This is a genomic window from Halomonas sp. LC1, assembly GCF_030247125.1.
Lineage (GTDB): Bacteria > Pseudomonadota > Gammaproteobacteria > Pseudomonadales > Halomonadaceae > Vreelandella.
Map to the genome: position 1 here is coordinate 24,684 of NZ_JASSPG010000009.1, position 25,166 is coordinate 49,849.

Here is a 25,166-nt window from a genome sequence, read left to right on the forward strand (position 1 = left end):
TATAAATCAGTGGCTATGGTAACGCGGCATCACAATAATCACACCCGCCCTTACCGTAAAACACCCCGATTGGTAAAAAACTTTCAGATATAAGGCACATTAACGAAAAAAACGGCTTGGAAGGAGCCGAATATCAGCGCCTCAACATAAAGTACAAGCAAGCACTTAGCTTGGCTTCTTAACATTGTCGACAGTTTCCCGTAGAATCTCGCTCATCCACCAGACGCTGTTTGTCAAGCGTATGTCACGTGTCCGAACGCCTCACCCACCGTGCTAGCAGTCGTTCGGCACCACTGAGTCATCACTACCAAGAAGATGAGAGGGCCCCAACGTGCTTGAAGCTTACCGCCAACATGTCGAGGAACGCGCCGCAGAGGGCGTCCCACCCAAGCCCCTGACTGCCGAGCAAGTCGCGGCCTTGATCGAATTGCTCAAAGCGCCCCCGGCCGGTGAAGAGGAGTTCATCCTCGACTTGATCACCAACCGCGTGCCCCCCGGTGTCGACGAAGCGGCTTACGTCAAAGCCGGCTTTTTGACCGCAATTGCCAAAGGGGAAGCAACCTCTCCTCTGATCGACAAAATTCACGCCGTCAAGCTGCTCGGCACCATGCAGGGCGGTTACAACATCGTCTCTATGGTGGAGCTGTTGGATAACGAAGAACTGGCCCGCGAAGCCGGTGAACAGCTCAAGCACACTCTGCTGATGTTCGATGCTTTCCACGATGTGGAAGAGCGCGCCAAACAAGGCAATGCCGTCGCCAAAGACGTGATCCAATCCTGGGCCGATGCCGAGTGGTTCCTCTCCAAGCCGGCGCTGGAAGAGAAAATCACCCTCACCGTATTCAAAGTACCCGGTGAAACCAACACCGACGATCTCTCACCCGCCCCGGACGCTTGGTCACGCCCCGATATCCCGCTGCATGCCAACGCCATGCTCAAAAACGAGCGCGAAGGCATCGAGCCTGAAGTACCGGGTACCACGGGCCCGCTCAAGCAGATCGAAGACGTCAAAGCCAAAGGCTTTCCAGTGGCCTATGTCGGCGACGTCGTCGGCACCGGCTCTTCACGTAAATCCGCCACCAACTCCGTACTGTGGTTCTTCGGTGACGACATTCCTTATGTCCCGAACAAGCGTGCTGGCGGTTTCTGCTTTGGCGGCAAAATCGCACCGATCTTTTTCAACACCATGGAAGACTCCGGTGCACTGCCCGTAGAAATGGACGTTTCCAAACTGGAAATGGGCGACGTCATCGACGTTTACCCCTATGAAGGCAAAGTGTGCAAACACGGCACCGATGACGTGCTGACCACCTTCGAACTGAAAACTCAGCTCATTCTTGATGAGGTGCGTGCTGGCGGCCGCATTCCGTTGATCATTGGCCGAGGCCTGACCGGCAAAGCGCGTGAGTCGTTGGGCTTAGCGCCCTCTGATGTCTTCCGCCTGCCAGATCAGCCGGCCGATACCGGCAAAGGCTTTACGCTAGCGCAGAAGATGGTGGGTAAGGCTTGCGGCATGGACGGCGTTCGTCCCGGCATGTACTGCGAACCGAAGATGACCACTGTGGGCTCCCAGGATACCACGGGGCCGATGACCCGTGACGAGCTGAAAGATCTGGCATGTCTTGGTTTCCAAGCCGATCTGGTCATGCAGTCGTTCTGCCACACGGCGGCATATCCGAAGCCGGTGGACGTGGACACTCACCACACCCTGCCGGACTTCATCATGAACCGTGGTGGCGTTTCGCTGCGCCCCGGCGACGGCATCATCCACAGCTGGCTCAACCGCATGCTGCTGCCGGACACCGTGGGCACTGGCGGTGACTCCCACACCCGCTTCCCCCTGGGCATCTCGTTCCCTGCCGGTTCTGGCCTGGTGGCCTTCGCCGCCGCGACCGGCGTCATGCCGCTGGACATGCCGGAATCCGTGCTGGTGCGCTTCAAAGGCAAGCGCCAGCCGGGCGTCACGCTGCGCGACCTAGTTCATGCCATTCCGCTGTACGCCATCAAGCAGGGCCTGCTGACCGTCGAGAAATCCGGCAAGAAAAACGCCTTCTCCGGTCGCGTGCTGGAGATCGAAGGCCTGGAAGACCTCACCGTCGAGCAGGCATTCGAGCTTTCCGACGCCTCCGCTGAGCGCAGCGCCGCTGGCTGTACCATCACGCTGTCCGAAGAGAGCGTGACCGAGTACCTGAAATCCAACATCACGCTGCTGAAGTGGATGATTGCCAACGGTTACGGTGATGAGCGTACTATTAGCCGCCGTATCGAAGGCATGGAAGCATGGCTGGCGAACCCGAGCCTGATGCGTGCCGACAAAGACGCCGAATACGCCGAAGTTATCGAGATCGATCTCTCTGACATCAAAGAGCCGGTTCTTTGCGCCCCGAACGACCCGGACGACGCCCGCTTACTGTCTGACGTTGCCGGCGAAAAAATCGACGAGGTGTTTATCGGTTCGTGCATGACCAACATTGGTCACTTCCGCGCGGCAGGTAAATTGCTCGAGAAACAGCCTGCGGGCAGTCTGAAAACCCGTCTGTGGCTCGCGCCGCCGACCAAAATGGATCAGCACCAGCTGACCGAAGAGGGTTACTACGGCATCTACGGCCGTGCAGGCGCTCGCATGGAAATGCCGGGATGTTCACTGTGTATGGGTAACCAGGCACGCGTTGCCGCGAAGAGCACCGTGGTGTCCACGTCTACACGTAACTTCCCGAACCGCCTGGGCGATGGTGCCAATGTCTACCTCGCCTCAGCAGAGCTGGCAGCGGTTGCCGCTGTAGAAGGTCGCCTGCCCACCGTTGATGAGTATCAGCGTTACATGGGCGAGTTTGACGCCATGGCAGGCGAGATCTATCGTTACATGAACTTCCACGAAATCGAGGAGTATCAAAAAATCGCCTCGAACGTGATTCCGGTTGCTCAAGAAGCGTAAATGCTTCGTGGCACCGACCCATCGCCGATGCTCGCAACATCGCAGCCAGGGTAATGCCTCGCTGAGCCGATGACAGAACGCCCCTTCCTTTCAAGGACGGGGCGTTTTTTATGCCGCTGTGAACATAGTGCCGTCAACACAGGAGTCAACGATGACAACGACAACTCAAGTGGTTACCCCCGATCTGTGCGACGCTTACCCCGATGTCGAGGTGCTCGAGCCTCTCTTTACGAACTTCGGCGGTGTCGACAGCTTTTATGGTCCCATTCGTACGGTAAAGTGCTTCGAAGACAACTCCCTAGTGAAGCAGGCCGTGGCGGAGCCCGGTGAAGGCGCCGTGCTGGTAGTGGATGCTGGTGGGTCGCATCGCTGCGCCATGCTCGGCGACATGCTAGCGGAGCAGGCCGCACAAAACGGCTGGGCCGGGGTCGTCATGTATGGCTGTGTCCGAGATGTCGATATCCTGGCCACCCTTCCACTAGGTGTCCAGGCACTGGGCAGCCACCCACGTAAGAGTGATAAACGCGGCGAGGGCCAGCGAGACGTTGCGGTCACGTTTGCGGGTGTCACGCTGCGCGTTGGTCAATGGCTCTATGCCGACAACAACGGCATTCTCATAGCCGAGCAGCCGTTAAAGCTCTCTTGAACCCACTTGCCAGGGGTGGCAGAGAGTGCCACCCTGAGGCTTCACTCTGACACTTTTGTGACCATGCAGCCGCTCACCTCATTAGGCCATGCCCTCCTTCGCACCCTGCGAGACCATCTCCGTCCACTGATTGCTTATCACCTGCTGTTTACCCTGCTGGCCTCTGCCTTATTGCTTCCAGCCGTTGCTTGGCTGTTCCAGCGCTTGCTAGCGCAGCTCAATCGCACGGTGGTTACGACGGACGCGCTCTTGGCGCTGCTTTTCAGCCCTACAGGGTTACTGGTCATGCTGGTCGGCCTTGGCCTGACGTTTTTACTGATCTACTGGCAGCAGGCGGGCATGTTGCACGTTGCGGTGAGGCCGAAAGACCACCACTACCGACTGGCATTCGAGGCGTTGTGGCTAAGCACTCGACGACTTCCGGCGCTGGCGCTGCTGGTCATCCTGCAAGTGGGCAGCCACCTGCTGCTCATGGCCCCCTTTATGTTGGCGCTGACGTGGCTGTATGAGCTGTGGCTGAGCGGCATCGATCCTTACTATCTTCAGCGCGTCCGCCCACCGGTGCTGTGGTATTTTCTGGCGTGCGCGCTTCCGCTCGTCACGCTGTGGATGCTGCTAGCCGCATGGCTGTACTTACGCTGGCTGTTGGCACTGCCGCTCGTGGCTTTGGAAACCTGCTCGCCTTTACAAGCGCTAAAACGAAGCGTTCGCTTGACCCGCGGCTGGCATCGTTCGATTGGCGGCGCGGTACTTACTCTGTTAGTGATCATCATCAGCCTACCCATCGTCATTACATGGCTGTTCGACAGCATAGTCACGCCGCTACTGTGGTGGCTCCCCGAGCATAACGCCTTGTTGATACCGGCGATGCTGGCCTACTTGACTGGCTACGTATTAATCACCCTGACCCTCACCTTTCTGGGTATTGCCACTAACGCTCTGCTGTCGGCTTGTCTATACGTACAACTGGCCCATCAAGAACCCCGCCCAGCGCCACCGTCGGCCGATGCACACTCTGGACGCATGGCATGGGCACTGGAGCTCAGTGTCCTGCTTTTGGCAGGTCTGCAAGCATGGTGGATTCTCAACAGCTTCGAGATCCGCGACAGCGTAACCATCATTGCCCATCGCGGCAGCTCCATGGTGGCACCGGAGAATACGCTGGCGGCCGTCTCGCAGGCACTGGAAGATGGAGCCCACGCCGTTGAGCTGGATGTTCGTTTGAGCGCCGATCAACAGGTCATGCTGTATCACGACCGCACGCTTGCTCGGCTCACCGGCGATCCACGGGAATTTGGTGACCTAACACGTCGAGAGTTGAACGACATCGATGTAGGCAGTTGGTTTGGCGACGCGTTCCAGAACGAGCGCATCGCTGGGCTGGATGACGCCTTGCGCACCGTTCGCGGTCGGGCGTCACTGATGATCGATATGAAAGCGCTACCGGGCCAAGAGCAAGCGCTCGCACACGCGGTCATCGAGACGCTGAATCAGGAGAGTGACATGCGCTATCGCTGCTGGGCGACGCAGCAGAGCGCACTGACCGGCATGGCCGCTTGCGGTTTTCCCAATGCGCTGATGGAGATGCGCATGGCGACCATGTCACCTGACTTGGTACGCTTCATCAAAGCGCAGGCGCCCGAACTACGGGTGACACTGCTGGCGCAGCTAATACTGCCGGGCACGCTGGATCGTCGCCGGTTTGACGCGCTGGGGCTGCGTCATAACCGTATTAGCGGACAGGAAGTTCGTTTGGCGGCTCGTTTTGGGTACGAAATTCATGCCTGGACGGTCAATGACCGAGCACGCATGTCGGCGCTGATCGACTTAGGGGTCGATGCCATCATCACCGACTACCCAGATCGGCTGCGTGCTCTCATCGAAGACCGCCGTGCTCTCAGCGACGGCGGCCTCATGTTGGTCAAGCTACGTAACTGGCTACGCCAGTGACAGCGAGTCTTACTCGCCCATGACGACGCCTTCGCGACGAGGGTCGGCACCGCCGTACAGGGTGCCATCTTCCAAACGCTGGATGGCTTGCAAGCCGCTCGTCAACTCACGCTCACTGACGGTATGGCCACGCTCACGCAGTGATTCGATCGTCGATTCGGGAAAACGCCCCTCTTCCAGGTAAACATCCCCCCCTAGGGTAATCGCGTGGGGGAGATTCAACGCCTCTTGAGCGTTCAACCCCCAATCGCGCATGGCCGCCAGCGTGCGCGCCGTGTAGTGAATGATGGCCGCTCCCCCCGGGGAGCCTAGGCTCGCCACCAGGTCACCGGTTTCCTGGTCGAACACCAAGGTCGGGCTCATGCTAGAGCGGGGTCGCTTACCCGGCTCGACGCGGTTGGCCACTGGCTGGCCATCGATCTCTGGGGTAAACGAGAAATCCGTTAGCTCATTGTTGAGCAAGTAACCGCCGGGCAGGTCGGTCCCGCCGTCCGCCAGCAGTCGCGATCCAAAGGCCTGTTCGATCGTCGTGGTCATAGCGATGGCATTGCCGTCGGCATCAACGATGCTGATGTGGCTCGTGCCATACTCGGGCTGCTCCGGCTGGCTGGCAAAGCTAACGGTGAGTTCGCCTGGGTTACCAGGCTCGGCGCTTTCTCCCATGCTCTCGTCGCCGATGAGCTGGCTACGCTTGTCCAGGTAATCGGGCGCCAGCATCAGAGACCAGTCGCCGCCGGGTGCATCGACGAAGTCAGGATCGGCGATGTAGCGACCACGGTCAGCAAAGGCCAGTCGAGAGGCTTCCAAGAACTGATGCAACCAACCGCTGCTGGTCACGCCATCCTCCAGCGGCGCTTCGAGCAGCGGCTGCTGGTCCATCATGCCTAGAATCTGCATGACGGTAAGATGACCCGACGAGGGGGGAGGAAAACCACACACCTCCCACTGCTGCCAGGAAGTACACAGCGGCTCACGCTCTAACGACTGATAACCGCTGATATCCTCCAGCGTGATGGTACCTGGCCGGACGGGGTGTGACTGCACTTGCTCGACCAAATCCTCCGCGACCGCTCCTTCATAAAATGCGGCGCTGCCTTCCTCCGCGATAAGGCGCAAAATGGCAGCCAACGCAGGATTTTTTAGGGAGGAACCCACCTCAAGCGGTTCGCCATCGGCTGTGTAGTAAAATGCCCGGGCACGCTCGTTCTGACGCAAGGCCTCGTCGTTGGCAAGGCTGGTATGCAGTCGCTGACTGACGGCAAACCCCTCCTCTGCCAACGTGATCGCAGGCTCGAAGAGCGCTTCCCAAGGGAGCTGTCCGTGCTCGGCGTGGGCTTGCTCCAACATGCGTACCGTACCGGGCACACCCACTGAGAGACCGCTGGCCACGGCATCCATAAAGGGCAGCGGCTCACCGTTTTCCATGAACAGCTCCCCAGTGGCTGCGGCAGGCGCCGTTTCGCGGCCATCGTAGGCTTGCACCTTCGCTCCGTCGAAGTGCATTAAAAAAGCGCCACCGCCGATACCGCTGGACTGCGGTTCGACCAGCGTCAATACCATTTGTACGGCTACTGCCGCATCGATGGCATTGCCACCCGCTTTGAGCACTTGGTAGCCTGCATCGGTGGCTAGCGGGTTCGCTGCCGCCACGGCAAAGGTGTCAGCCGCCCAACCGGGCTTCTCTTCGAAACCTGATCCCACTTCCGGTGTAATGGAGGGTGTCTCGTAACTAAACCCCCAGCTCACCATTGGCACCAGCAGTAAACCAGTCAGTGAGAGTGCCCTTGTTGGCCGCATCGCTTTTCTCCTTGAAACCTTCGCGCTGACGTTAACATCCTAGGCGGAATCGCCCGGTCGTCGTTCAAACAACAGCGTAGCCTATAAAACGACTGCGCCCGACACAATGGTCGGGCGCAAAATAGCAAGCACGCTAAGCGTATGAACAATGCGTTAGGCGATGGTTTCACCTGCCAGCATGAACCAAGTTTCCAGGACCGCATCAGGGTTGAGCGACACCGAATCGATACCCTGCTCCATCAACCACTTAGCAAGATCCGGGTGGTCGGACGGCCCCTGGCCGCAAATGCCCACGTACTTACCCTTCTCTTTACAGGCTTTGATCGCCATGGCGAGCAGCTTTTTCACTGCGGGATTACGTTCATCGAACAGATGCGCCACGATGCCGGAATCCCGATCCAAGCCCAGCGTTAGCTGGGTAAGATCGTTCGACCCGATCGAGAAGCCGTCGAAGTGCTCGAGGAACTCATCCGCCAGCAGCGCATTGGCTGGCAGCTCGCACATCATGATGACTTTCAAGCCGTCTGGATGTTCGTCCCCGCCACGCGGCAAGCCGTTAGCGGCTAGCAGGTCCACTACTTCGCGTGCCTCGTCGGTGGTGCGAACGAATGGCACCATGATTTCGACGTTCGTGAAGCCCATCTCGTCACGCACGCGCTTCAACGCGCGACACTCGAGCTCGAAGCAAGGGCGAAATGCGTCCGAAATATAGCGGGAAGCACCACGGAAGCCCAGCATCGGGTTCTCTTCGCCCGGCTCATAGAGTTTGCCGCCAATCAGGTTTTCATACTCGTTGGATTTGAAATCCGACAGGCGGACGATCACTCGTTGCGGGTAGAATGCTGCTGCCAGCGTGGAGATCCCTTCGACCAGCTTATCGACGTAGAAGCTCACCGGGTCGGCATAGCCAGCAGTACGCAGGTCGATCACCTGTTGAAGATCGGCAGGCAGCGTATCGTATTCCAGCAGCGCTTTCGGGTGCACACCGATCATACGGTTGATGATGAACTCCAGTCGCGCGAGGCCAACCCCAGCATGGGGTAAGCTTGCAAAGCCGAACGCACGATCTGGGTTACCCACGTTCATCATGATTTTAAAGGGGATTTCCGGCATCGAATCGACGCTGGACACGTTGCAGTCAAAGGCCAATAGCCCTTCATACACGTGACCAGTGTCGCCTTCTGCACAGGACACCGTTACGTCGGTACCTTCCTGAAGCTGCGTTGTGGCATCGCCACAGCCCACCACCGCCGGAATACCCAGCTCACGGGCAATGATGGCCGCGTGGCAGGTGCGGCCACCACGGTTCGTCACGATGGCCGAAGCGCGCTTCATGATCGGCTCCCAGTCGGGGTCCGTCATATCGGTGACCAGGATGTCGCCTTCCTGAATGTTGTCCATTTCATCGGGACTCAAGACGATCTTGACCGCTCCACGTCCAATACGCTGACCGATGGCGCGACCGGTAATCAGGGTGCGGCCCTTTTCGCGTAGCTGGAAGCGTTCGAGCTTCCCGCCCTCCTGCTGAGACACCACGGTTTCCGGACGCGCCTGTACGATGTAGAGCTTGCCATCGTCGCCATCCAGCGCCCACTCGATGTCCATCGGGCGCTGGTAGTGTTGCTCGATGGTCACCGCCTGACGGGCGAGGTCCATCACCTGCTCATCGTTGATACAGAAGCGACCGCGATCTTTGAAAGGCACATCGACGGTGTCGACGGACTTACCGGCGCTAGCATCTTGCCCATAAACCATCTTGATCAGCTTGGACCCCAGCGTGCGGCGAAGCACCGCCGGGCGACCTGCGGCCAAGGTGGGCTTGTGCACATAGAACTCGTCGGGATTGACAGCCCCCTGTACCACGGTTTCACCCAACCCCCATGAGGCCGTGACGAAGACGGCATCGCGGTAGCCTGACTCCGTATCGAGGGTAAACATTACGCCGGAAGCACCGGTTTCAGAGCGCACCATCTTCTGGACGCCTGCTGATAGCGCCACGTTTTCGTGAGCGTAGCCACGGTGAACGCGGTAGGAAATGGCGCGATCGTTGAACAGCGAAGCAAACACTTCATGCACGGCGTGTTTGATATTGGCAAACCCTTCGATGTTCAAGAAGGTCTCTTGCTGCCCTGCAAAAGAGGCATCCGGCAGATCTTCTGCAGTGGCAGAGCTGCGAACGGCGACTTTCAGACTGGGGTGCTGAGCCTGGAGCTTTTCGTAAGCATCGCGCAGCGCGGCCTCGAAAGCGGGTGGCAGTGGCGTATCGATGATCCACTGACGAATCGTCTTACCGGCTTCGGCCAGGGCTTTGACATCGTCAACGTCCAAGCGAGCGAGCGTGTCATTAATGCGATCGTTCAGCCCCTCATGGGAGAGAAACTCGCGATACGCGTGGGCAGTGGTCGCGAAGCCGCCGGGCACCGTCACGCCAACCCCCGACAGATTGGAAATCATCTCGCCCAGCGAGGCGTTTTTACCACCCACGCGTTCGACGTCTGCCATACCTAGCTGATCGAACCACAGAATGTACTCTTCCACGCAACCCCCTCGCTTTCAGACTTTGTTGCAACCCCATAGGGCGACACTGTTAGACGCTGTCACCCTAGCACCACGCGCTCCTATTCGCCATTGGTCTAACAGCGAAGGGAGTGGAGGATTTTTACAACAACTCACTGATATAGCCGTTTTATGTAGTGACGGTGAAGCGTTGTGCTGACGGCAGACGCAGCCCACAATAGACGCATCATGCACCCTTAGCTGGCGGAACAGTCTATGAAGCGAACGGCCTTTTTCATTTCCGATGGTACCGGCATCACTGCAGAGAGTTTGGGACGCAGCCTGCTGGCCCAATTCAGCGATGTCGAGATCAACATGCTGACCAAACCCTATATCGATACGGTGGAGAAAGCCCAAGCACTGGCCGAGATCATCGAGTCCACCGCTATCCGCGACGGTCACCGCCCCATCATCATCGATACCATCGTGGATCAAAACATCCGGAACGTCATTCGTCAGGCATCAGGATTCAAAGTGGATATTTTTTCGACGTTCCTGGAGCCGCTCGAACAGGAGCTGGAAACCCACTCCTCCTACAGCGTCGGTCGCACTCACTCCATCGGGAGTGACGATGTCTACATGGATCGCATCCATTCGGTCCACTTTGCACTGGATAACGACGATGGTGCACGCACGCACCAATACGACAAAGCCGACATCATTCTGGTAGGCGTTTCTCGCTGCGGAAAAACCCCCACGTCGCTGTATCTCGCGCTGCAATTCGGTATTCGTGCAGCCAACTACCCGCTGACCGAGGACGATCTGGACGAAGACGGCCACCTCAAGCTGCCCAAAGCATTGGCACCCCATCGACACAAGCTGTTTGGTTTGACCATCGATGCCCGTCGGCTATCGGCCATTCGCAATGAGCGCAGACCCAACAGCCGCTATAGCTCGATGGATCAATGCTTGCAGGAGGTAGAGCAGGCGGAATCGCTGTATCGAACGATGCACATTCCTTACATCGATACGACGCGGTTTTCCGTGGAGGAGATTTCGACCCGCATGATCGCGGAGACGGGCCTAGCGAGGCGCTTCTCTCCCCGCTAGACAACGCTTTGTATTACATGCCCTTAGGCGCAAAAATCCCTGGGGCGTTACGCCAATAGCCTTTGTAATCCATACCAAAACCGAAAACGTAACGGTCGGCCACTTCCAGACTGCAGTAGTCGGCCTTCAGACCCGGCACTGCTTTACGGTCGTGCTGCTTGTCGACCAGTACGGCGGTCGTGACACTGGCGGCCTGCGCCTCTTTGCAGTATTCGAGGATGGCGGCCAGCGTCGCCCCTTCGTCCAGAATGTCATCGACGATGACCACATGACGTCCCGCCATGGGCACTTCAGGCGAGACGCGCCAGAAAAGCTCACCACCGCGCAGTTCGTTCCGATACCGCGTGGCGTGCAGGTAATCGACCTCTAGCGGGAACCCCAGACGTGTCAACAAGTGCCCCGTCGTGATGAGCCCACCGTTCATGACGCAATAAAACACCGGCAGCTTGTCGCCCAAGTCACGCGTGATCTCCTCTGCCATGCGATCCAGCGCCCGCTCTACCTGTTCTTGCGAAATCAGGCAGTCGGCGTTATCCATCAACTCACGCATGGAATCCAGCGATTCAAGCGCTTCTGTATCCAACTTGGACATGCTACTTCTCCACAAAGCCTTCAAAAAGATAACGGTATAAAAATCAGTGTGCCAACGCGTCGAGTTTGGCATGGGTGCGCCGCCAGCGACCAAGCGCAGCCAAAGCATCGAGCTCTGGCCTTGCGCGACCGTAACGTAATTTGGCAGGACGTTTGTTCAACACCCCGTCACAGGCGTGAACGACTTCAAGAGCCGCCGCACGATCATTACATATCAGCAGCATGTCACAGCCAGCCGCCAGGGCTGCCTTGGCGCGCTCCGCGGGGCCACCGGCTTCGTGCGCACCGGCCATGCTCAAATCATCCGAGAAAATACACCCTTTGAACCCGAGCGATTCACGCAGCATGCCCAGCCATGTTGGCGAAAATCCGGCGGGACGTTTGTCAAAAGCCGAATAGATCACATGGGCCGGCATGACGCCATTCAAGACGCTCGCCAACTCGCGAAACGGCACGAGGTCGCGGGCTTTCAATTCCGCCAGCGTTCGGTCATCAACGGGTAGCGCCACGTGGGAGTCTGCCGCCACGCCCCCATGGCCGGGAAAGTGCTTACCCACGGCGGCCATGCCGGCATCATGCAAGCCCTCGACAAACGCATGGCCAAGTTTGGCCACGTGAAGCGGGTCACTGCTGAAGCTGCGCTCACCAATCACGCTGGACACGCCACTTTCCACGTCCAATACGGGAGCGAAGCTAATATCCAGACCGCAGGCGGCCATTTCCATGCCTAACAGCCAGCCGGTATCTTTGGCGAGGTTCAAACCTGCTACTGGGTCGCTGGAGAACAGCTCTCCAAGACGCGCCATGGCGGGCAACCGGGTAACGCCCTGCTTAATTCGCTGGACACGTCCCCCCTCTTGATCGATCCCCAGTAGCAAATCGCCTCTCACACGACGAATGCTCTCGCACAGCTTGCGAACTTGATACGCGTCTTCGACGTTACGGGCAAATAGAATCACACCGCCCACGGCGGGATCTTTTAACAGGCGCTTTTCCGCGTTGGATAACTGTGGCCCTTCTAGGTCAAGCATGACCGGGCCGATGGGTTGCGTCATGGTGGTGAGTCCAACAAAAAAGGGCGCCATTCTAGACTAACCGCTTAGCGTGTCAAAATTCTGGCAGGACGCCGCATCAATGGGCTTAATGAAGCCAAACCGGCGTACCGGGCTGGGCATGGTCGAATAAGAAGTGTAAATCGTCATTGCGCAGGCGTATGCAACCGTGAGAAGCGGCCTCGCCCATGGGCTGGTCCTCGGGAGTACCGTGCAGATAAATATAGCGCCGCTGGGAATCCACGCTCCCTCCGCGGTTCACACCCCGCTCCAACCCGCACAGCCATAGAATGCGCGTCAAAATCCAGTCGCGCGAGGGGTGCGCGGCCGCAAGCTCTGGCGAAAAGACTTCGCCTGTCCAGCGGCGACCACGAAACACGGCATTATCCGGACAACCGCGGCCAATCGACGCTCGCACATAGTGCCAGCCAAGCGGTGTTTGACCGCTACCCTCTTCCTGCCCCACGCCTGCCAGCCCCGTCGAAATCGCACACTCATGCTGAATGTCGTTCCCTTGCCACCAGCACAGCCTCTGGCGCTGGGTATCGATCTCTATCCAACCCCCGCTTGTCGGCGGCAGCTCAGCTAGCTTGGGCGTTACCATGGTGACCCTCTTCAACCACAGCGGGTAACGGTGCATTCATGGCCGCCACTACGACAGGACGCAGCCGTCGCACCAAATCACGCACCGTGACCTGCTCTTGATAATCCTTGGCAGCAATATCGCGCAGTGCATCCAGCCCTGACAGCGTGAATATTACCGTTCCTAACATAAAGTGTAGCCGCCAGAAGCGCTCGGCGTCCGGCAGATCCGGCGTCGCTTTGCGCACTAGCTCCGTAAAACGGGTGAACACATCACCATACTGCTGCTGGATGTAACGCCGCAAATGTCCCTGCGCTTGGCTGTAGGCCAACCCTAGCAGTCGCATGAACACTTTTAAGCTATTGCGCTCGGCTGGAACGGCGAGCACCGTGGTCGCCATGGTTTCCAGCAACACTTCTAGGGGAATCGGCTGGCCCTGGTAGCGCGCCTCTAGTTCATCCAGTGCGGTATGAAAGCGCGCCGAGAACGGATCAAGATAGCGGGCGAACACCGCTTGAATCAGCGCCTTTTTGGACCCAAAGTGGTAATTCACGGCGGCCAAATTGACCCGCGCCTTGCTAGTGATATTGCGCAGCGACGTCTCGGCAAAGCCTCGCTCTGCAAATAGCACCTCTGCCGTATCCAAAATACGCGTTACCGTATCCGACTGGGCCATAACGCCCTCCAAAAAACAGGTGTTTTAAACAACGCTGAATACTATGCCATTCGCTTTGCTGGCTCAATCTCTTATCCAATTCGTGCCTAGTCATTGACGGGTTTCATGTTTGTCTAGCTTTCGTGGTCCTCGCCATGTACTGGACAGAGCAACATACTGTATACTTAACCACATACTGATTAAGCCGACATGTAGCTACTGTCTTTTCACTGTTTTGGAGTTTGGTATGTCGCGTCCACTCACAGCACGTCAGCAGCACGTATTTGATTTCATCGTTAAGACCATGGGTGAGCTGGGTTATCCGCCAACGCGCGCCGAAATCGCCAAAGCGCTTGGCTTCCGCTCTCCCAATGCAGCGGAAGAGCACCTGCGCGCGTTAGAGCGCAAGGGGGCCATTCGCATTATTCGTAATACGTCCCGTGGGATCCGTCTGCCTAATCAAGAGCCGCTGGAACCTGCCGATACGCCAGCCCCTGCCACAGCATCGGTCGCCGCTGACCCTCTCCCCAACGGATTGCCCGTGATTGGTGAAGTGGCCGCTGGCAGCCCGATTCTGGCCGCCGAGCACATTGACCGTTACTGCCCGTTGCCTGCCGAGTACTTCACGCCCAAGGCCGATTATTTATTGCGGGTACGCGGCCTCTCCATGAAAGATGTCGGCATTTTGGAAGGCGACTTACTGGCCGTTCACCGTACCGACCGCGTGCGGGATGGTCAGATCGTGGTAGCACGACTAGAAGACGAAGTCACGGTCAAGCGTTTTAAACGCCAGGGGCATCAAGTGACGTTGATTGCCGAGAACGCCGACTTTGCCCCCATCGAGATCGATCTGCGCACGCAGCAACTGGATATCGAAGGCGTCGGCGTTGGGGTAATTCGTGGAGGCAACGGTCAGGCACTGGGCTGATCCTCACCGACGCTCTGCACACACTCGCCTGCGTTACTGGGAGTCGATATAACGGTGGTCATTGAACGTGGCCACCCAGTTCGGATGGTAGACCAGCAGGATGCTGAGCAGCATCCCCGTAATGAAGGCCTCGGAAGGCATCAGCAGCGGTAAAAAGCGGGCATACTCTTGAGCCAGATACACGGCTTCAGGGTCAGTGCCCGCCATGAGGATGAGCGCCACCGCCGACAGTCCCCCCCCCAATGTCGACAGCGCCGCACCAAAAAAGCCGCAGGCAAACAGAAAGACCATCAAATTATCCGGCAGCCGGCGATCAACCAGCCGCCACACTACGCCTGTCACCATGGCAGGTACGATGCCGGTGACCAGCACGTTTGCCCCCAGCAGGGCCCAGTCGTTTCGTCCAATCGCCACCATGGCAACGTTGATCATCAGGTTGCTGATGAGCGCTAACGGCATTTTGAATACCAGCGTCATCAGCACCGTAAAGACCAAATGCAGCGTCAGCCAATCCACCGCTTGCGCGCGTAGCTGCCAAAACAGCATGACGATCAGGGTTGCGGCCAGCCAGCGGTGCTGAAGCGCCGGATCATCCAGAAGAGGTTGCCAGGGGCGCAGCCAAACGCACCAGCCCATCACACCCAGTGACAACAACCCACTCATCACGAGCGCCCACGGTGCCAATACGCTTTGTGCAAAGGACATAGCGCCCCCAGAATCGATTAACTAAAGACGACCGTCTTATTGCCGTGGATGAGTACGCGATCTTCCAAGTGCCAACGCAAGCCGCGAGCCAGCACCGCTTTCTCCACGTCGCGACCAAACCGAACGAGGTCGGTAGGCGTATGACAGTGGCTGACCCGATGAATGTCTTGCTCGATGATCGGCCCGGCGTCCAGCTCTTCGGTCACGTAGTGGCATGTCGCACCAATCAGCTTCACGCCCCGCTCATAGGCTTGATGGTAGGGCTTGGCACCGGCAAACGACGGCAGGAAGCTGTGGTGGATGTTGATGACTCGACCTGCATAGCGCTCGCACAGCGAGGGCGGCAGTATTTGCATATAGCGGGCCAGCACAACACAGTCTGCACGGGCCGCGTCGATCCGCTCTTGCACCTGATCGAACGCCAGCTGTTTGTTGGCAGGATCGACCGGCACATGATGGTAGGGAATACCGTACCACTCGGTGAGCGAACGCATATCGTCATGGTTGGAAATCACGCCGACGATATCGCAATCCAACTCCCCTGCCTGCCAGCGGTAGAGCAAGTCGACCAAACAGTGAGACTCTCGGGATACCATCAACACCACGCGGCGGCGTTTCTCGGTATCCACCAGCGACCACTGCATATCGAACTCCGCAGCGACGGGTTCGAACGCGGTACGCAGCGCCTCTGCCGACATGCCGAGTGAGTCCGCCAGAATTTCATAACGCATGAAAAAGCGGCCAGTCTCTAAATCCGAGTGCTGGCTTGCCTCGGTAATGGAACCACCCTGCTGAGCAATAAAGCTTGAGACACGCGCCACAATGCCCACTTGGTCTGGGCAGGAAACAACTAACCGGTAATAATGAGACATCACAAACACTCTTAACGTATTTAACGGCACGCTCGCCAAGCACCTGCCGGGCGGCAGGTAAACTCTGTAGCGACCTTAGTGTAACGTAAGCCGGATGATGAAGCACCGTGGTCAGGTGCCGCGATGATTGTTACCCGCCCCCCGCATCCCGTATAGTTAAGGGATTACTTTCTAGGCTTTTCATAACTGATGCATCCATCACGCGTTCAACTTCGTCCCCGTCGCCGCCCGCCTCTGCGCCTACTGCCGCTAGGTGGCTGTGGCGAAATTGGAATGAACCTTACGCTGTATGGATACGACGATCAGTGGATCGCCGTCGATTGCGGCATGATGATTCGCCAAGACCTGCCTAACTCCCCGCTTCAAGTACCCAACACGGATACCTTGGAAGCGCTCAAGATCGTACCTAAGGCGCTGTTCATTACGCACGGCCATGAAGACCATATCGGTGCCGTAGCGTGGCTGTGGCCTAAATGGGGCTGCCCGATCTTTGCCACGCCACTGGCGGCGGGACTACTTCGCTACAAGTTTGCCGAACACCAGCTCAGTAGCGCAGCGATTCAGATCATCGAACCAGGGGACGCGGTGGAGAGCGGTCCATTCACCCTTCGCTATCTCAGCGTTACCCACTCCATCCCCGAAAGCTGCGCCATCATGATGCAAGCGGGAGATTACCGCATCCTGCACACGGGAGACTGGAAACTCGATCCAACGCCGCTCATCGGTGCGCCGGTCAGTGCGGCACAGTTTCGAGCCTTGGCGCCGGTGGATCTGGTGGTGGGTGACTCTACCAATGCCCCCATGCCGGGACAGTCGGCGAGCGAAGGAGACGTCGCCAAGGCACTGGCCACCACGCTGAAAGCCTGCAAAGGCCGCGTAGTGGTGTCCTGCTTTGCCAGTAATTTGGCGCGGGTGTTGGCCATCGGCTTAGCGGCCCAGGCATGTGGCCGCCGGGTTAGCCTGATGGGCCGCTCGATGGAGCGCATGGTCAGTGTGGCCCGAGGCCTTGGCTACTTGGACGACTTTCCGCCCCTAGTGCCCGCCCACGACCTGGGTTACCTCCCCCCCGAAGAGGTCGTGATCATTGCCACCGGCAGCCAGGGCGAACCGCGCGCCGCTTTACAGCGTTTGGCCCAGCGACGCCATCCGTTCGTCGACTTGGAGCCAGGCGATAGCGTCATTTTTTCTGCCAAAGCCATTCCGGGCAATGAGCGCCCCATTGAGCAGCTTAAAAAACGTTTGTTGCAACTCGATGTCACGCTCTTCGATGAAACGAATCATCCCGAGCTTCACGCCACCGGCCACCCCGCTCAGGAAGAGCTCAAAAAGCTCTATCAGTGGGTCAGACCCAAAATGCTACTGCCGGTGCACGGCGAGGCTCGCCACCAAGCGGCGCATCAGGCGCTGGCCGAGGAGCTAGGTATTCAAGCACCGCTGGCACCCGTAAATGGCGACATGCTCATGCTCGACCACCAGGGATTGCGCTGCGAGACGCGCTATCCGCAGCCCCCTTGCATCGTCAATCAAAATAGCGTGGTGCCCCACCCCGGCTTGGATATTGGCCAGCCCTCTTCCCGCCGGGGCAGCCTCTTTCTGGCTCTGCCGGTCGCTGCCACAGAGACCGGCTGGTGCCGGATCGGGCGCTTGATGCTAGATGCCAGCGGCGCCAGCCCCATGGACGAAGATAGCTTCAGCGAGTGGCTGGATGACCAGCTCGACGAGATCCCGGCAGATACGTTGGCCGATTTGCGTCATGCGCTTCAGCCAAGGCTGGTGCACTGGCTAGCGAACCACTTACAGCATATGCCGGACGTGCACCTGCAGATCATGGCCGCCGAAATGCCGACCATCGAAGAGCTGAACGACGAGCCTTGAGTACTACCACCGAGCAGCATCCTGCTGGTCGGTGTCGCGCTCTTTCACCCAGTAAGCTCCCTGTTTAGAGTGCTCTTTCTTCCAAAAGGGTGCCTGCGTTTTCAAATAATCCATGATGAAATCACACGCCTCGAACGCATCACGGCGGTGCGCGCTGGCGACCAGTACCCGCACGATGGGATCCCCAGGGGACAAATCACCCACCCGGTGAATGACCCGCACCGCTTGCAGTGACCAGCGCTGCCAAGCTTGCTCGGCAATCTGTGTCAAGGTGCGCTCGGTCATGCCTGGGTAGTGTTCCAGGGTCAAGCCGGTGACATCAGGCGTTTCGTTGAAATCTCGCACTAACCCGGTAAAGGTAACGATCGCGCCAATATCAGTACGCTGGCGCAACGCACTTTCATAGCCATAATCCATGGAAAATGGCGCGGGCTGTACCGCTACCGCAATGTCTGGCGCTGTCGGTTCGTGAACGGACACGGCTTAGCCTCCGGTGACCGGCGGAAAAAAGGCCACTTCGTCTTCATCGGTAATGCGTGCGCTGTCATTAGCCATTACCTGGTTGATGGCACATAGCGTCCGCTGATCGGCAAGTACGGCAAAACGCGTGTCTTGAGCGCTGAGCGCCGCTTTCAAGCCAGCGACATCGCGACTTGGCAGCTTGTCCAAGCCAATGGCCAGATCGCTCTCACCGATACGCTCACGCAGCTCGGCCAGAAACTTGACCCGCACACAGGGGGAGGCGCAGCGCTCGCCGAGACTCACCTCGCCCGCAGTCCCTTCACCGGTGACGATGGGCGCGGTCATTTCCCGGCGGTAATCGCCGCGCTGACCGCCCTGCTTGCTATCCAGCTGTATTGCCTCGATACGCATCTCTTTGTCGACCGCTTTACACATGTCATATAGCGTCAAACATGCGACCGACACCGCGGTCAGCGCTTCCATTTCGACGCCAGTGCGGCCGTTCAAGCGGCACATGGCCGACACGTTCACACACCCTTGGTCATGGTCGATATCGAACGCTACCGCCACTTTGGATAGCGCCAGTGAGTGGCAAAGCGGAATGAGCTCATGGGTTCGCTTGGCCGCTTGGATACCGGCGATGCGCGCCGTGGCCAGCACATCGCCTTTAGGCAGCGCCCCATCACTCAGCAACTTCAAGGTGGCGGGCTGCATGACGATACGCCCGGAGGCGACCGCCTCTCGACGGGTTTCTTGCTTATCGCCGACGTCAACCATATTTGCTTCGCCGTGCGCATTCAGGTGGGTTAACTGCATGGTGTCACCTTTTCATCATCAAGCCAAAGAGCGGCGTTGTTGGTCGACCCACTCGCTTACCCAGCGAGCAATCTCTTCATGTTGATTCAAATTCAAGCGCGTAACGGAGGGCGCCAGCGCCACGGGCGGCTCACCGCTCAGCGCGACGGCCTGGGCCCACGGATCGGACAAAATCGCCGGATCACCGATACCGTCGCGGTAGAGCACCAGTTTGGGAATGGGCCAAGCCTTGAACCCTTCCACTATCACCAAATCAGGCGCGTGGGGGGTCATCAACGTCAACAGGTAGGCAAGATCGGGCTCCTCTTGCCCGGGCGTTTCCTGCATGAGCGCAAAACGCTGGCGCGATGCAATCAGCATGGGCGCTGCGCCAGCACTGCGCAATTTGTAGCTATCTTTCCCGGGCTGATCCACATCGAACTGGTGATGGGCGTGTTTGATCACCGCCACCGAAAGGCCCTGTTCACGCAGCTTAGGCAAAAGCTTCTCTAGCAGCGTGGTTTTGCCGGTTCCGCTCCAGGCTGCCACCCCCAATACGGGAAACGGGCAGTGTAGGGTATCACTCATAATTCACCATTAGCGCCACGGGTCATTCACCCTCTTTTTCAGCAGGCAACAGCCAGTTTAACGCAATGCCCACCAGCGCCGCCAAGCTGACACCCTGGAGCGTGAACTGCCCACCGCCAAACTGCATGCCGCCAATCCCGAACACCAAGATCAGCGACACCACCACCAAGTTACGCGCCGCCGTCAACGACTGCCCCGCGCGCACCAGGGTGTTCATTCCCACCACGGCAATCGAACCAAACAGCAGCGTCATGATGCCCCCCATGACCGGGCCAGGAATGGTTTGCAGCAGCGCCCCTAGCTTACCCACGAACGCCAGCACGATCGCGATGACCGCCGCTACCATCATGTAGGCGGGATTGAACGCTTTGGTCAGCGTCACGGCGCCGGTCACTTCCGAGTAAGTCGTGTTGGGCGGCCCGCCAAATAGCGCCGCAGCCGTGGTGGCCAAACCGTCGCCCAGCAGCGTTCGGTGCAAGCCGGGCTTTTCCAGGTAGTTGGTGCGCGTGACCGAACCAATGGCCACCATGTCCCCAATGTGCTCGACGGCGGGTGCAATCGCTACAGGAATCATGAAGAGAATGGCCGCCCAATGAAAACTAGGGGCCGTAAAATTGGGTAACGAGAGCCAGGCAGCCTCCCGCACCGGCGTGAAGTCGATCACTCCCATGATGAGTGCCAGGGCATAGCCTGTCGCGATGCCCCCCATGATAGGCACCAGGCGCAGAATGCCGCGCCCAAACACCGCTAGCACTAGAGTGACCAGCAGGCTCGCCATGGAAAGAAAAATCGCCTGACCGTAGCCAATCTGGTCACTGGTTTCCCCGGTGGCCATGCTGACGGCGACCGGCGCGAGGGCTAAGCCGATCACCATGATAACGGGACCAACCACCACGGCAGGCAGCAAGCGATGCAGCCAAGCAGTGCCTTTCAACCGCACCGCCTGGGAAATCGCCACATACACCAGGCCTGCTGCCATCAATCCACCCAAGGTGGCCGACACGCCAAAGCTGGCAATGGAACCCTGTATCGGGGCAATGAAGGCAAACGATGAGGCCAAAAAGACCGGCACGCTCTGCTTGGTCACACCATGGAACACCAGCGTACCTAGCCCGGCGGTAAAGAGCGCAACGCTGGGATCTAGCCCGGTCAATAGAGGCACCAGCACCAGCGCACCGAAGGCGACGAATAGCATCTGCGCGCCGGTCAGCAGCATTTTTGGCCAAGACTCTTGTCTCGCACTCGTTGTCATCACACCACTCCTGGGTCTGTTATTCATCACGGAGGCAAAAAAATGCCCCCAACGCGATGCGTAAGGGGCCTTTAGAGGCGGAGCGCTTAACGCGTTCCGAAAATCTTATCGCCGGCATCTCCCAAGCCGGGGACGATGTAGCCGTTCTCATCGAGTCGGTCATCCACCGACGCGGTGTAGATTTCTACATCAGGATAAGCATCTTGCACCCGTTTAATCCCTTCAGGGGCAGCCACCAAAACGATGACTTTCATATGCTCACAGCCGCGCTCACGCAGCATGTCCAACGTGGCCACCATGGAACCGCCGGTCGCCAGCATCGGGTCTATCACGATCGCCATCCGCTCTTCGATGTCGTTGGCGAACTTCGCAAAATACGGCACCGGCTGCAGTGTCTCTTCGTCGCGGTACAAGCCGACGACGCTCACGCGCGCGCTGGGAATCAAATCCGTCACGCCTTCGAGCATGCCCAAGCCTGCACGCAGAATCGGGACGATGGTGACCTTCTTACCTTTCAGACGACGCGTCGCAATGGGCTCGCCGTTCCAGCCTTGAATCTCATGATCCTCAAGCTCCAGACCTTTGGTGGCTTCGTAGGTCAGAAGCTTAGCCACTTCACCTGCCAGTTCACGAAAGCTCTTGGTGCTCAAATCAGCTTCGCGCATCAGTCCCAGCTTATGTTGAACAAGCGGATGGTTAATGGCGTAGACACTCATGGGACTTCCTCACTGCAGGGGATTCAGGATGGCGACATAGGCCGCCATCGACATGCTTACAAAATTGCGCGCCATTCTACCCGCAACTGACCATCAGGTTAAGGGGTTTCCGGTAATTGCCACGCAATTGGTGCACGCCCCTGTGCTTCCAAGAACTGGTTCGCCTTGGAAAAGTGACGATTGCCAAAAAAACCGCGGTGAGCCGATAGCGGCGAGGGGTGTGGCGACTCCAACACCAAATGGCGAGAAGTATCGATCAGCGACTTCTTTTGACGCGCATGGCTACCCCACAGAAGAAACACACTAGGTTCGGCGTGTCGGCTTACGGTCTCAATGGCCCGATCGGTGAAATGCTCCCACCCTTTACCACGATGCGACGCGGCATTGCCCTGCTCTACCGTCAGCGCCGTGTTCAATAGCAGCACCCCTTGCTTGGCCCACGACTCCAAAAAACCGTGACGCACCGGAGTAAAACCCACGTCGCTCGCCAACTCCTTATAAATGTTGACGAGCGACGGGGGCACCGGCACCCCCGGCTGTACCGAAAAGCAGAGCCCGTGCGCTTGGTTAGGCCCGTGATAGGGGTCTTGCCCCAGAATCACCACTTTCACCGAAGCGAGAGGCGTAAGCTCGAAAGCACGAAACCAGTTCGACGAGTGAGGGTAGATAACTTTCTTGGCCGCTTTTTCATCGGCCAAAAACGCCTTCAGGGCGTACATGTACTCCGCCTGAAACTCTTGCCCTAGCCACTGGCTCCAATCATCGGGTAGCGGGTTAGCCATATTACTTCTTCATTTGATCGGCGAGTGGCTCGACGTAAGCAATGCCCATATCCCAAGGGAACTGGATCCAGCACTGCTGAGCCACTTCGGTCAGGTATTGATCCACCAAAGGACGCCCCTCTGGTTTGGCGTAGATCGTGACAAAATGTGCTTTAGGCAGCATTTCACGCACGGCACGGGCCGTTTTGCCGGTATCGACGAGATCGTCGACCAACAGCCAGCCATCACCATCGTGGTCGACGCCTTTCATGATGTCCAAGCCGCCCTGCTCCATGTGGTCATAGCTTTTGATGCACACGGTGTCGATCAGGCGAATGTTCAGCTCGCGGGCAATCAGGGCCGCCGGAATCAGGCCGCCACGGGTAATCGCCACGATGCCTTTGAAATCCCGCTCGATGAGCAGGTGGCACAGCTGGCGCACGTCGCGATGAATTTGGTCCCAAGAAACGGTGAAGTGTTGATGATAGCGTTCGCTGCTCATGGGACGTTACTCGTCTTCGTTGAAGGAACAGACCGCGAATACGCTGTAACCCGCATCGCGAATTTTCTGAGAACCACCCAGTTCGGGCAGATCGATGATCGTTGCTGTCTCGACGACGTGACCACCGCAGCGCTGAATCAGGTTGGCCGCTGCCAGCATCGTGCCGCCCGTGGCGATCAGATCATCCATGAGCAAAATCCGATCACCTTCCTGGAACGCATCGGCATGAAGCTCGACTTCCGAATGACCGTACTCCAGCGTGTAGGTTTCGCTGATGGTTTTGAACGGCAGCTTGCCCTTCTTACGCACGGGAACGAAGCTGCAGCCCAGCTCGTACGCCAACGGTGCGCCGATGATAAAGCCACGGGCATCGATGGCCGCGATGGCATCCAGATTCATTTCCTGGTAGCGGTGCACGAAACTGTCGATCAGCTTACGAAAGGCAGCGCTGTTTTGCAGCAAGGGAGTAATGTCACGGAAATTCACCCCCTGCTCTGGCCAGTCAGGAACCGTGCGAATAACGGACTTAATGTAATCGCCGTAGATGCTCATCGCGTCTCTCATTGATTAGTCGAAGATTGGGTGGTTAACCCATGAATAGAAACTTTGCTGCAAATAGCAGCGCTAACACCACTACCGCCGGGTTGAGGTCCGCAAAGCGGCCCGACAGCGTTTTGATCGCAACGTAGCTGATGAAGCCCAGGGCGATACCTTCCGCAATGGAGAAAGTCAGCGGCATGGCGATCGCCGCAATGAGGACCGGGGCAGCGTCGGTGGGATCTTCCCAATTCGCATGCGCCAAACTTCCCGCCATCAATACAGCGACATAGAGAAGTGCACCGGCGGTCGCATAGGCAGGGATAGAGCCTGCCAGCGGCGCGAAAAACAGGCTGATCAAGAACAGCACACCAACCACGACTGCCGTCAGCCCCGTGCGCCCACCGGAAACGATGCCCGCCGTGGATTCAATATAGCTGGTGGTGGTGGAGGTACCCAGCGCGGCACCGGCCATCGACGCCGTACTATCGGCCATCATGGCGCGACCGATGCGCGGCAGCTTGCCATCTTCGTCCAGCAGCTTGCCTCGGTGGGCCACCCCTACCAGCGTGCCGGACGTATCGAACAGGTCGACGAACAGGAAGGCGAAGATGACGCTGAGCATGGCCACGTCCAGCGCGCCCATCAGATCCATGGCCATAAAAGTTGGCGCAATGGAGGGCGGCATGGACATGATGCCACCGTACTGGTTATGCCCCAGCACCATGGCCAAGACGGTCACCCCGATAATGCCGATCATGACTGCGCCAGTCACGCGCAGGTAGGCCAAGGCCGTGATCACGAAGAAGCCCAGCAGTGCATAAAGAGGAGCTGGCTCGGACAAGTCTCCAAGAGAGACGAACGTTGCCGGGTTAGCGACCACGATGCCTGCGTTTTTTAAAGCAATCATCGCCAGAAACAGGCCGATCCCCGCAGCAATACCCAAACGTAGCGAAAGCGGAATGGAGTTGATGATCCATTCGCGGATTTTGAAAATACTCAGCAAGAAAAACGTCAAACCGGAGAAGAAGACGGCCCCTAGCGCCGCTTCCCAGGTATAGCCCATGCCCAGCACGACGCCATAGGTAAAGAAGGCGTTCAGCCCCATGCCGGGTGCTTGTGCAATAGGGTAGTTCGCCCATAGCCCCATGACGAAACAGCCAATGGCCGCAGCCACGCAGGTGGCAACAAAGACAGCGCCGTAATCCATTCCCGCTTCCGAGAGGATGCTCGGATTGACGAAGATGATGTAGGCCATGGTTAAGAACGTCGTGACCCCAGCGATCACTTCCGTCTTGACGTTGGTCTTCTGCTCTGTGAGCTTGAAGTAGTTGTCCAGAAATTTCATGTAGTTTTTA

23 protein-coding genes are annotated in these 25,166 nt (G+C 58.1%); 6 read left to right on the plus strand and 17 right to left on the minus strand.

Annotation, left to right across the window (positions count from 1 at the left end; genetic code table 11):
- The first annotated feature begins 331 nt into the window (after nucleotides 1-331).
- The 3 genes from acnB to QIT27_RS14900 all read left to right on the plus strand — a co-directional run bounded on the left by acnB (nucleotide 332) and on the right by QIT27_RS14900 (nucleotide 5,531).
- Complete coding sequence (acnB, locus tag QIT27_RS14890) at nucleotides 332-2,935, plus strand: bifunctional aconitate hydratase 2/2-methylisocitrate dehydratase (protein ID WP_253018813.1); 2,604 nt, start codon at nucleotides 332-334, stop codon at nucleotides 2,933-2,935.
- Between the two features lie 151 nt (nucleotides 2,936-3,086).
- Complete coding sequence (gene rraA / locus QIT27_RS14895; RefSeq protein WP_285264261.1) at nucleotides 3,087-3,581, plus strand: ribonuclease E activity regulator RraA; 495 nt, start codon at nucleotides 3,087-3,089, stop codon at nucleotides 3,579-3,581.
- A gap of 63 nt (nucleotides 3,582-3,644) precedes the next feature.
- Nucleotides 3,645-5,531, plus strand: coding sequence for a glycerophosphodiester phosphodiesterase family protein (locus QIT27_RS14900; protein ID WP_285264340.1), 1,887 nt, complete (start codon nucleotides 3,645-3,647; stop codon nucleotides 5,529-5,531).
- A gap of 9 nt (nucleotides 5,532-5,540) precedes the next feature.
- On the opposite strand, the gene ggt is transcribed toward QIT27_RS14900, so the two are convergent.
- Together ggt and ppsA are read right to left on the minus strand one after the other, a co-directional pair.
- Nucleotides 5,541-7,328, minus strand: coding sequence for a gamma-glutamyltransferase (gene ggt / locus QIT27_RS14905; RefSeq protein WP_285264262.1), 1,788 nt, complete (start codon nucleotides 7,326-7,328; stop codon nucleotides 5,541-5,543).
- Nucleotides 7,329-7,481: 153 nt separating this feature from the next.
- The gene (gene ppsA, locus QIT27_RS14910; protein ID WP_285264263.1) at nucleotides 7,482-9,866 is read right to left on the minus strand and encodes a phosphoenolpyruvate synthase; all 2,385 of its coding nucleotides are present in this window, start codon (nucleotides 9,864-9,866) and stop codon (nucleotides 7,482-7,484) included.
- Between the two features lie 234 nt (nucleotides 9,867-10,100).
- Between ppsA and ppsR the strand changes: the two genes are divergently transcribed.
- Nucleotides 10,101-10,934, plus strand: coding sequence for a posphoenolpyruvate synthetase regulatory kinase/phosphorylase PpsR (gene ppsR, locus QIT27_RS14915; RefSeq protein ID WP_253018817.1), 834 nt, complete (start codon nucleotides 10,101-10,103; stop codon nucleotides 10,932-10,934).
- 13 nt (nucleotides 10,935-10,947) lie between these two features.
- Here the strand turns inward: ppsR and QIT27_RS14920 are convergent, their stop codons facing one another.
- The 4 genes from QIT27_RS14920 to QIT27_RS14935 all read right to left on the minus strand — a co-directional run bounded on the left by QIT27_RS14920 (nucleotide 10,948) and on the right by QIT27_RS14935 (nucleotide 13,836).
- Nucleotides 10,948-11,526, minus strand: a complete 579-nt coding sequence (locus QIT27_RS14920; protein ID WP_159341990.1) for a hypoxanthine-guanine phosphoribosyltransferase — start codon at nucleotides 11,524-11,526, stop codon at nucleotides 10,948-10,950.
- A 43-nt stretch (nucleotides 11,527-11,569) separates the two neighbouring features.
- The gene (gene nagZ / locus QIT27_RS14925) at nucleotides 11,570-12,580 is read right to left on the minus strand and encodes a beta-N-acetylhexosaminidase (RefSeq protein WP_285264264.1); all 1,011 of its coding nucleotides are present in this window, start codon (nucleotides 12,578-12,580) and stop codon (nucleotides 11,570-11,572) included.
- Between the two features lie 85 nt (nucleotides 12,581-12,665).
- Complete coding sequence (locus tag QIT27_RS14930) at nucleotides 12,666-13,181, minus strand: L,D-transpeptidase (protein ID WP_285264265.1); 516 nt, start codon at nucleotides 13,179-13,181, stop codon at nucleotides 12,666-12,668.
- The gene (locus tag QIT27_RS14935; protein WP_159341987.1) at nucleotides 13,159-13,836 is read right to left on the minus strand and encodes a TetR/AcrR family transcriptional regulator; all 678 of its coding nucleotides are present in this window, start codon (nucleotides 13,834-13,836) and stop codon (nucleotides 13,159-13,161) included. The genes QIT27_RS14930 and QIT27_RS14935 overlap by 23 nt, the downstream gene beginning before the upstream one ends.
- Before the next feature lie 226 nt (nucleotides 13,837-14,062).
- On the opposite strand from QIT27_RS14935, the gene lexA reads away from it, so the two are divergent.
- Entirely contained in the window at nucleotides 14,063-14,743 is a 681-nt protein-coding gene (gene lexA, locus QIT27_RS14940) for a transcriptional repressor LexA (RefSeq protein ID WP_159341986.1), read from the plus strand.
- Between the two features lie 33 nt (nucleotides 14,744-14,776).
- Here lexA and QIT27_RS14945 read toward each other — a convergent pair whose 3' ends face one another.
- Together QIT27_RS14945 and purU are read right to left on the minus strand one after the other, a co-directional pair.
- On the minus strand, nucleotides 14,777-15,448 hold the full coding sequence (locus QIT27_RS14945; protein ID WP_253018820.1) for an energy-coupling factor ABC transporter permease: 672 nt from the start codon (nucleotides 15,446-15,448) through the stop codon (nucleotides 14,777-14,779).
- Between the two features lie 17 nt (nucleotides 15,449-15,465).
- Entirely contained in the window at nucleotides 15,466-16,320 is an 855-nt protein-coding gene (gene purU / locus QIT27_RS14950) for a formyltetrahydrofolate deformylase (protein ID WP_253018821.1), read from the minus strand.
- A gap of 273 nt (nucleotides 16,321-16,593) precedes the next feature.
- Here purU and QIT27_RS14955 point away from each other — a divergent pair, with 273 nt between their 5' ends.
- Complete coding sequence (locus QIT27_RS14955; protein WP_285264341.1) at nucleotides 16,594-18,195, plus strand: ribonuclease J; 1,602 nt, start codon at nucleotides 16,594-16,596, stop codon at nucleotides 18,193-18,195.
- Between the two features lie 3 nt (nucleotides 18,196-18,198).
- Here the strand turns inward: QIT27_RS14955 and moaE are convergent, their stop codons facing one another.
- From moaE to QIT27_RS15000, 9 genes are all read right to left on the minus strand, one after another.
- Nucleotides 18,199-18,675 (minus strand): molybdopterin synthase catalytic subunit MoaE, encoded by a 477-nt coding sequence (gene moaE / locus QIT27_RS14960; RefSeq protein ID WP_285264266.1) that lies wholly within the window; start codon nucleotides 18,673-18,675, stop codon nucleotides 18,199-18,201.
- A 3-nt stretch (nucleotides 18,676-18,678) separates the two neighbouring features.
- The gene (moaC, locus tag QIT27_RS14965) at nucleotides 18,679-19,473 is read right to left on the minus strand and encodes a cyclic pyranopterin monophosphate synthase MoaC (RefSeq protein ID WP_285264267.1); all 795 of its coding nucleotides are present in this window, start codon (nucleotides 19,471-19,473) and stop codon (nucleotides 18,679-18,681) included.
- 18 nt (nucleotides 19,474-19,491) lie between these two features.
- Nucleotides 19,492-20,040, minus strand: coding sequence for a molybdopterin-guanine dinucleotide biosynthesis protein B (gene mobB, locus QIT27_RS14970; RefSeq protein ID WP_159341981.1), 549 nt, complete (start codon nucleotides 20,038-20,040; stop codon nucleotides 19,492-19,494).
- Nucleotides 20,041-20,062: 22 nt separating this feature from the next.
- On the minus strand, nucleotides 20,063-21,292 hold the full coding sequence (locus tag QIT27_RS14975; protein ID WP_285264268.1) for a uracil-xanthine permease family protein: 1,230 nt from the start codon (nucleotides 21,290-21,292) through the stop codon (nucleotides 20,063-20,065).
- 86 nt (nucleotides 21,293-21,378) lie between these two features.
- Nucleotides 21,379-22,008, minus strand: a complete 630-nt coding sequence (gene upp, locus QIT27_RS14980) for a uracil phosphoribosyltransferase (RefSeq protein WP_044628300.1) — start codon at nucleotides 22,006-22,008, stop codon at nucleotides 21,379-21,381.
- 98 nt (nucleotides 22,009-22,106) lie between these two features.
- Nucleotides 22,107-22,790, minus strand: a complete 684-nt coding sequence (gene ung / locus QIT27_RS14985; RefSeq protein ID WP_285264269.1) for a uracil-DNA glycosylase — start codon at nucleotides 22,788-22,790, stop codon at nucleotides 22,107-22,109.
- Between the two features lies 1 nt (nucleotide 22,791).
- On the minus strand, nucleotides 22,792-23,271 hold the full coding sequence (gene gpt / locus QIT27_RS14990; protein WP_139528052.1) for a xanthine phosphoribosyltransferase: 480 nt from the start codon (nucleotides 23,269-23,271) through the stop codon (nucleotides 22,792-22,794).
- 6 nt (nucleotides 23,272-23,277) lie between these two features.
- Nucleotides 23,278-23,823, minus strand: coding sequence for an adenine phosphoribosyltransferase (locus tag QIT27_RS14995; RefSeq protein ID WP_139528053.1), 546 nt, complete (start codon nucleotides 23,821-23,823; stop codon nucleotides 23,278-23,280).
- A gap of 34 nt (nucleotides 23,824-23,857) precedes the next feature.
- Nucleotides 23,858-25,156, minus strand: a complete 1,299-nt coding sequence (locus QIT27_RS15000; protein WP_159341978.1) for an NCS2 family permease — start codon at nucleotides 25,154-25,156, stop codon at nucleotides 23,858-23,860.
- Between the last annotated feature and the right edge of the window lie 10 nt (nucleotides 25,157-25,166).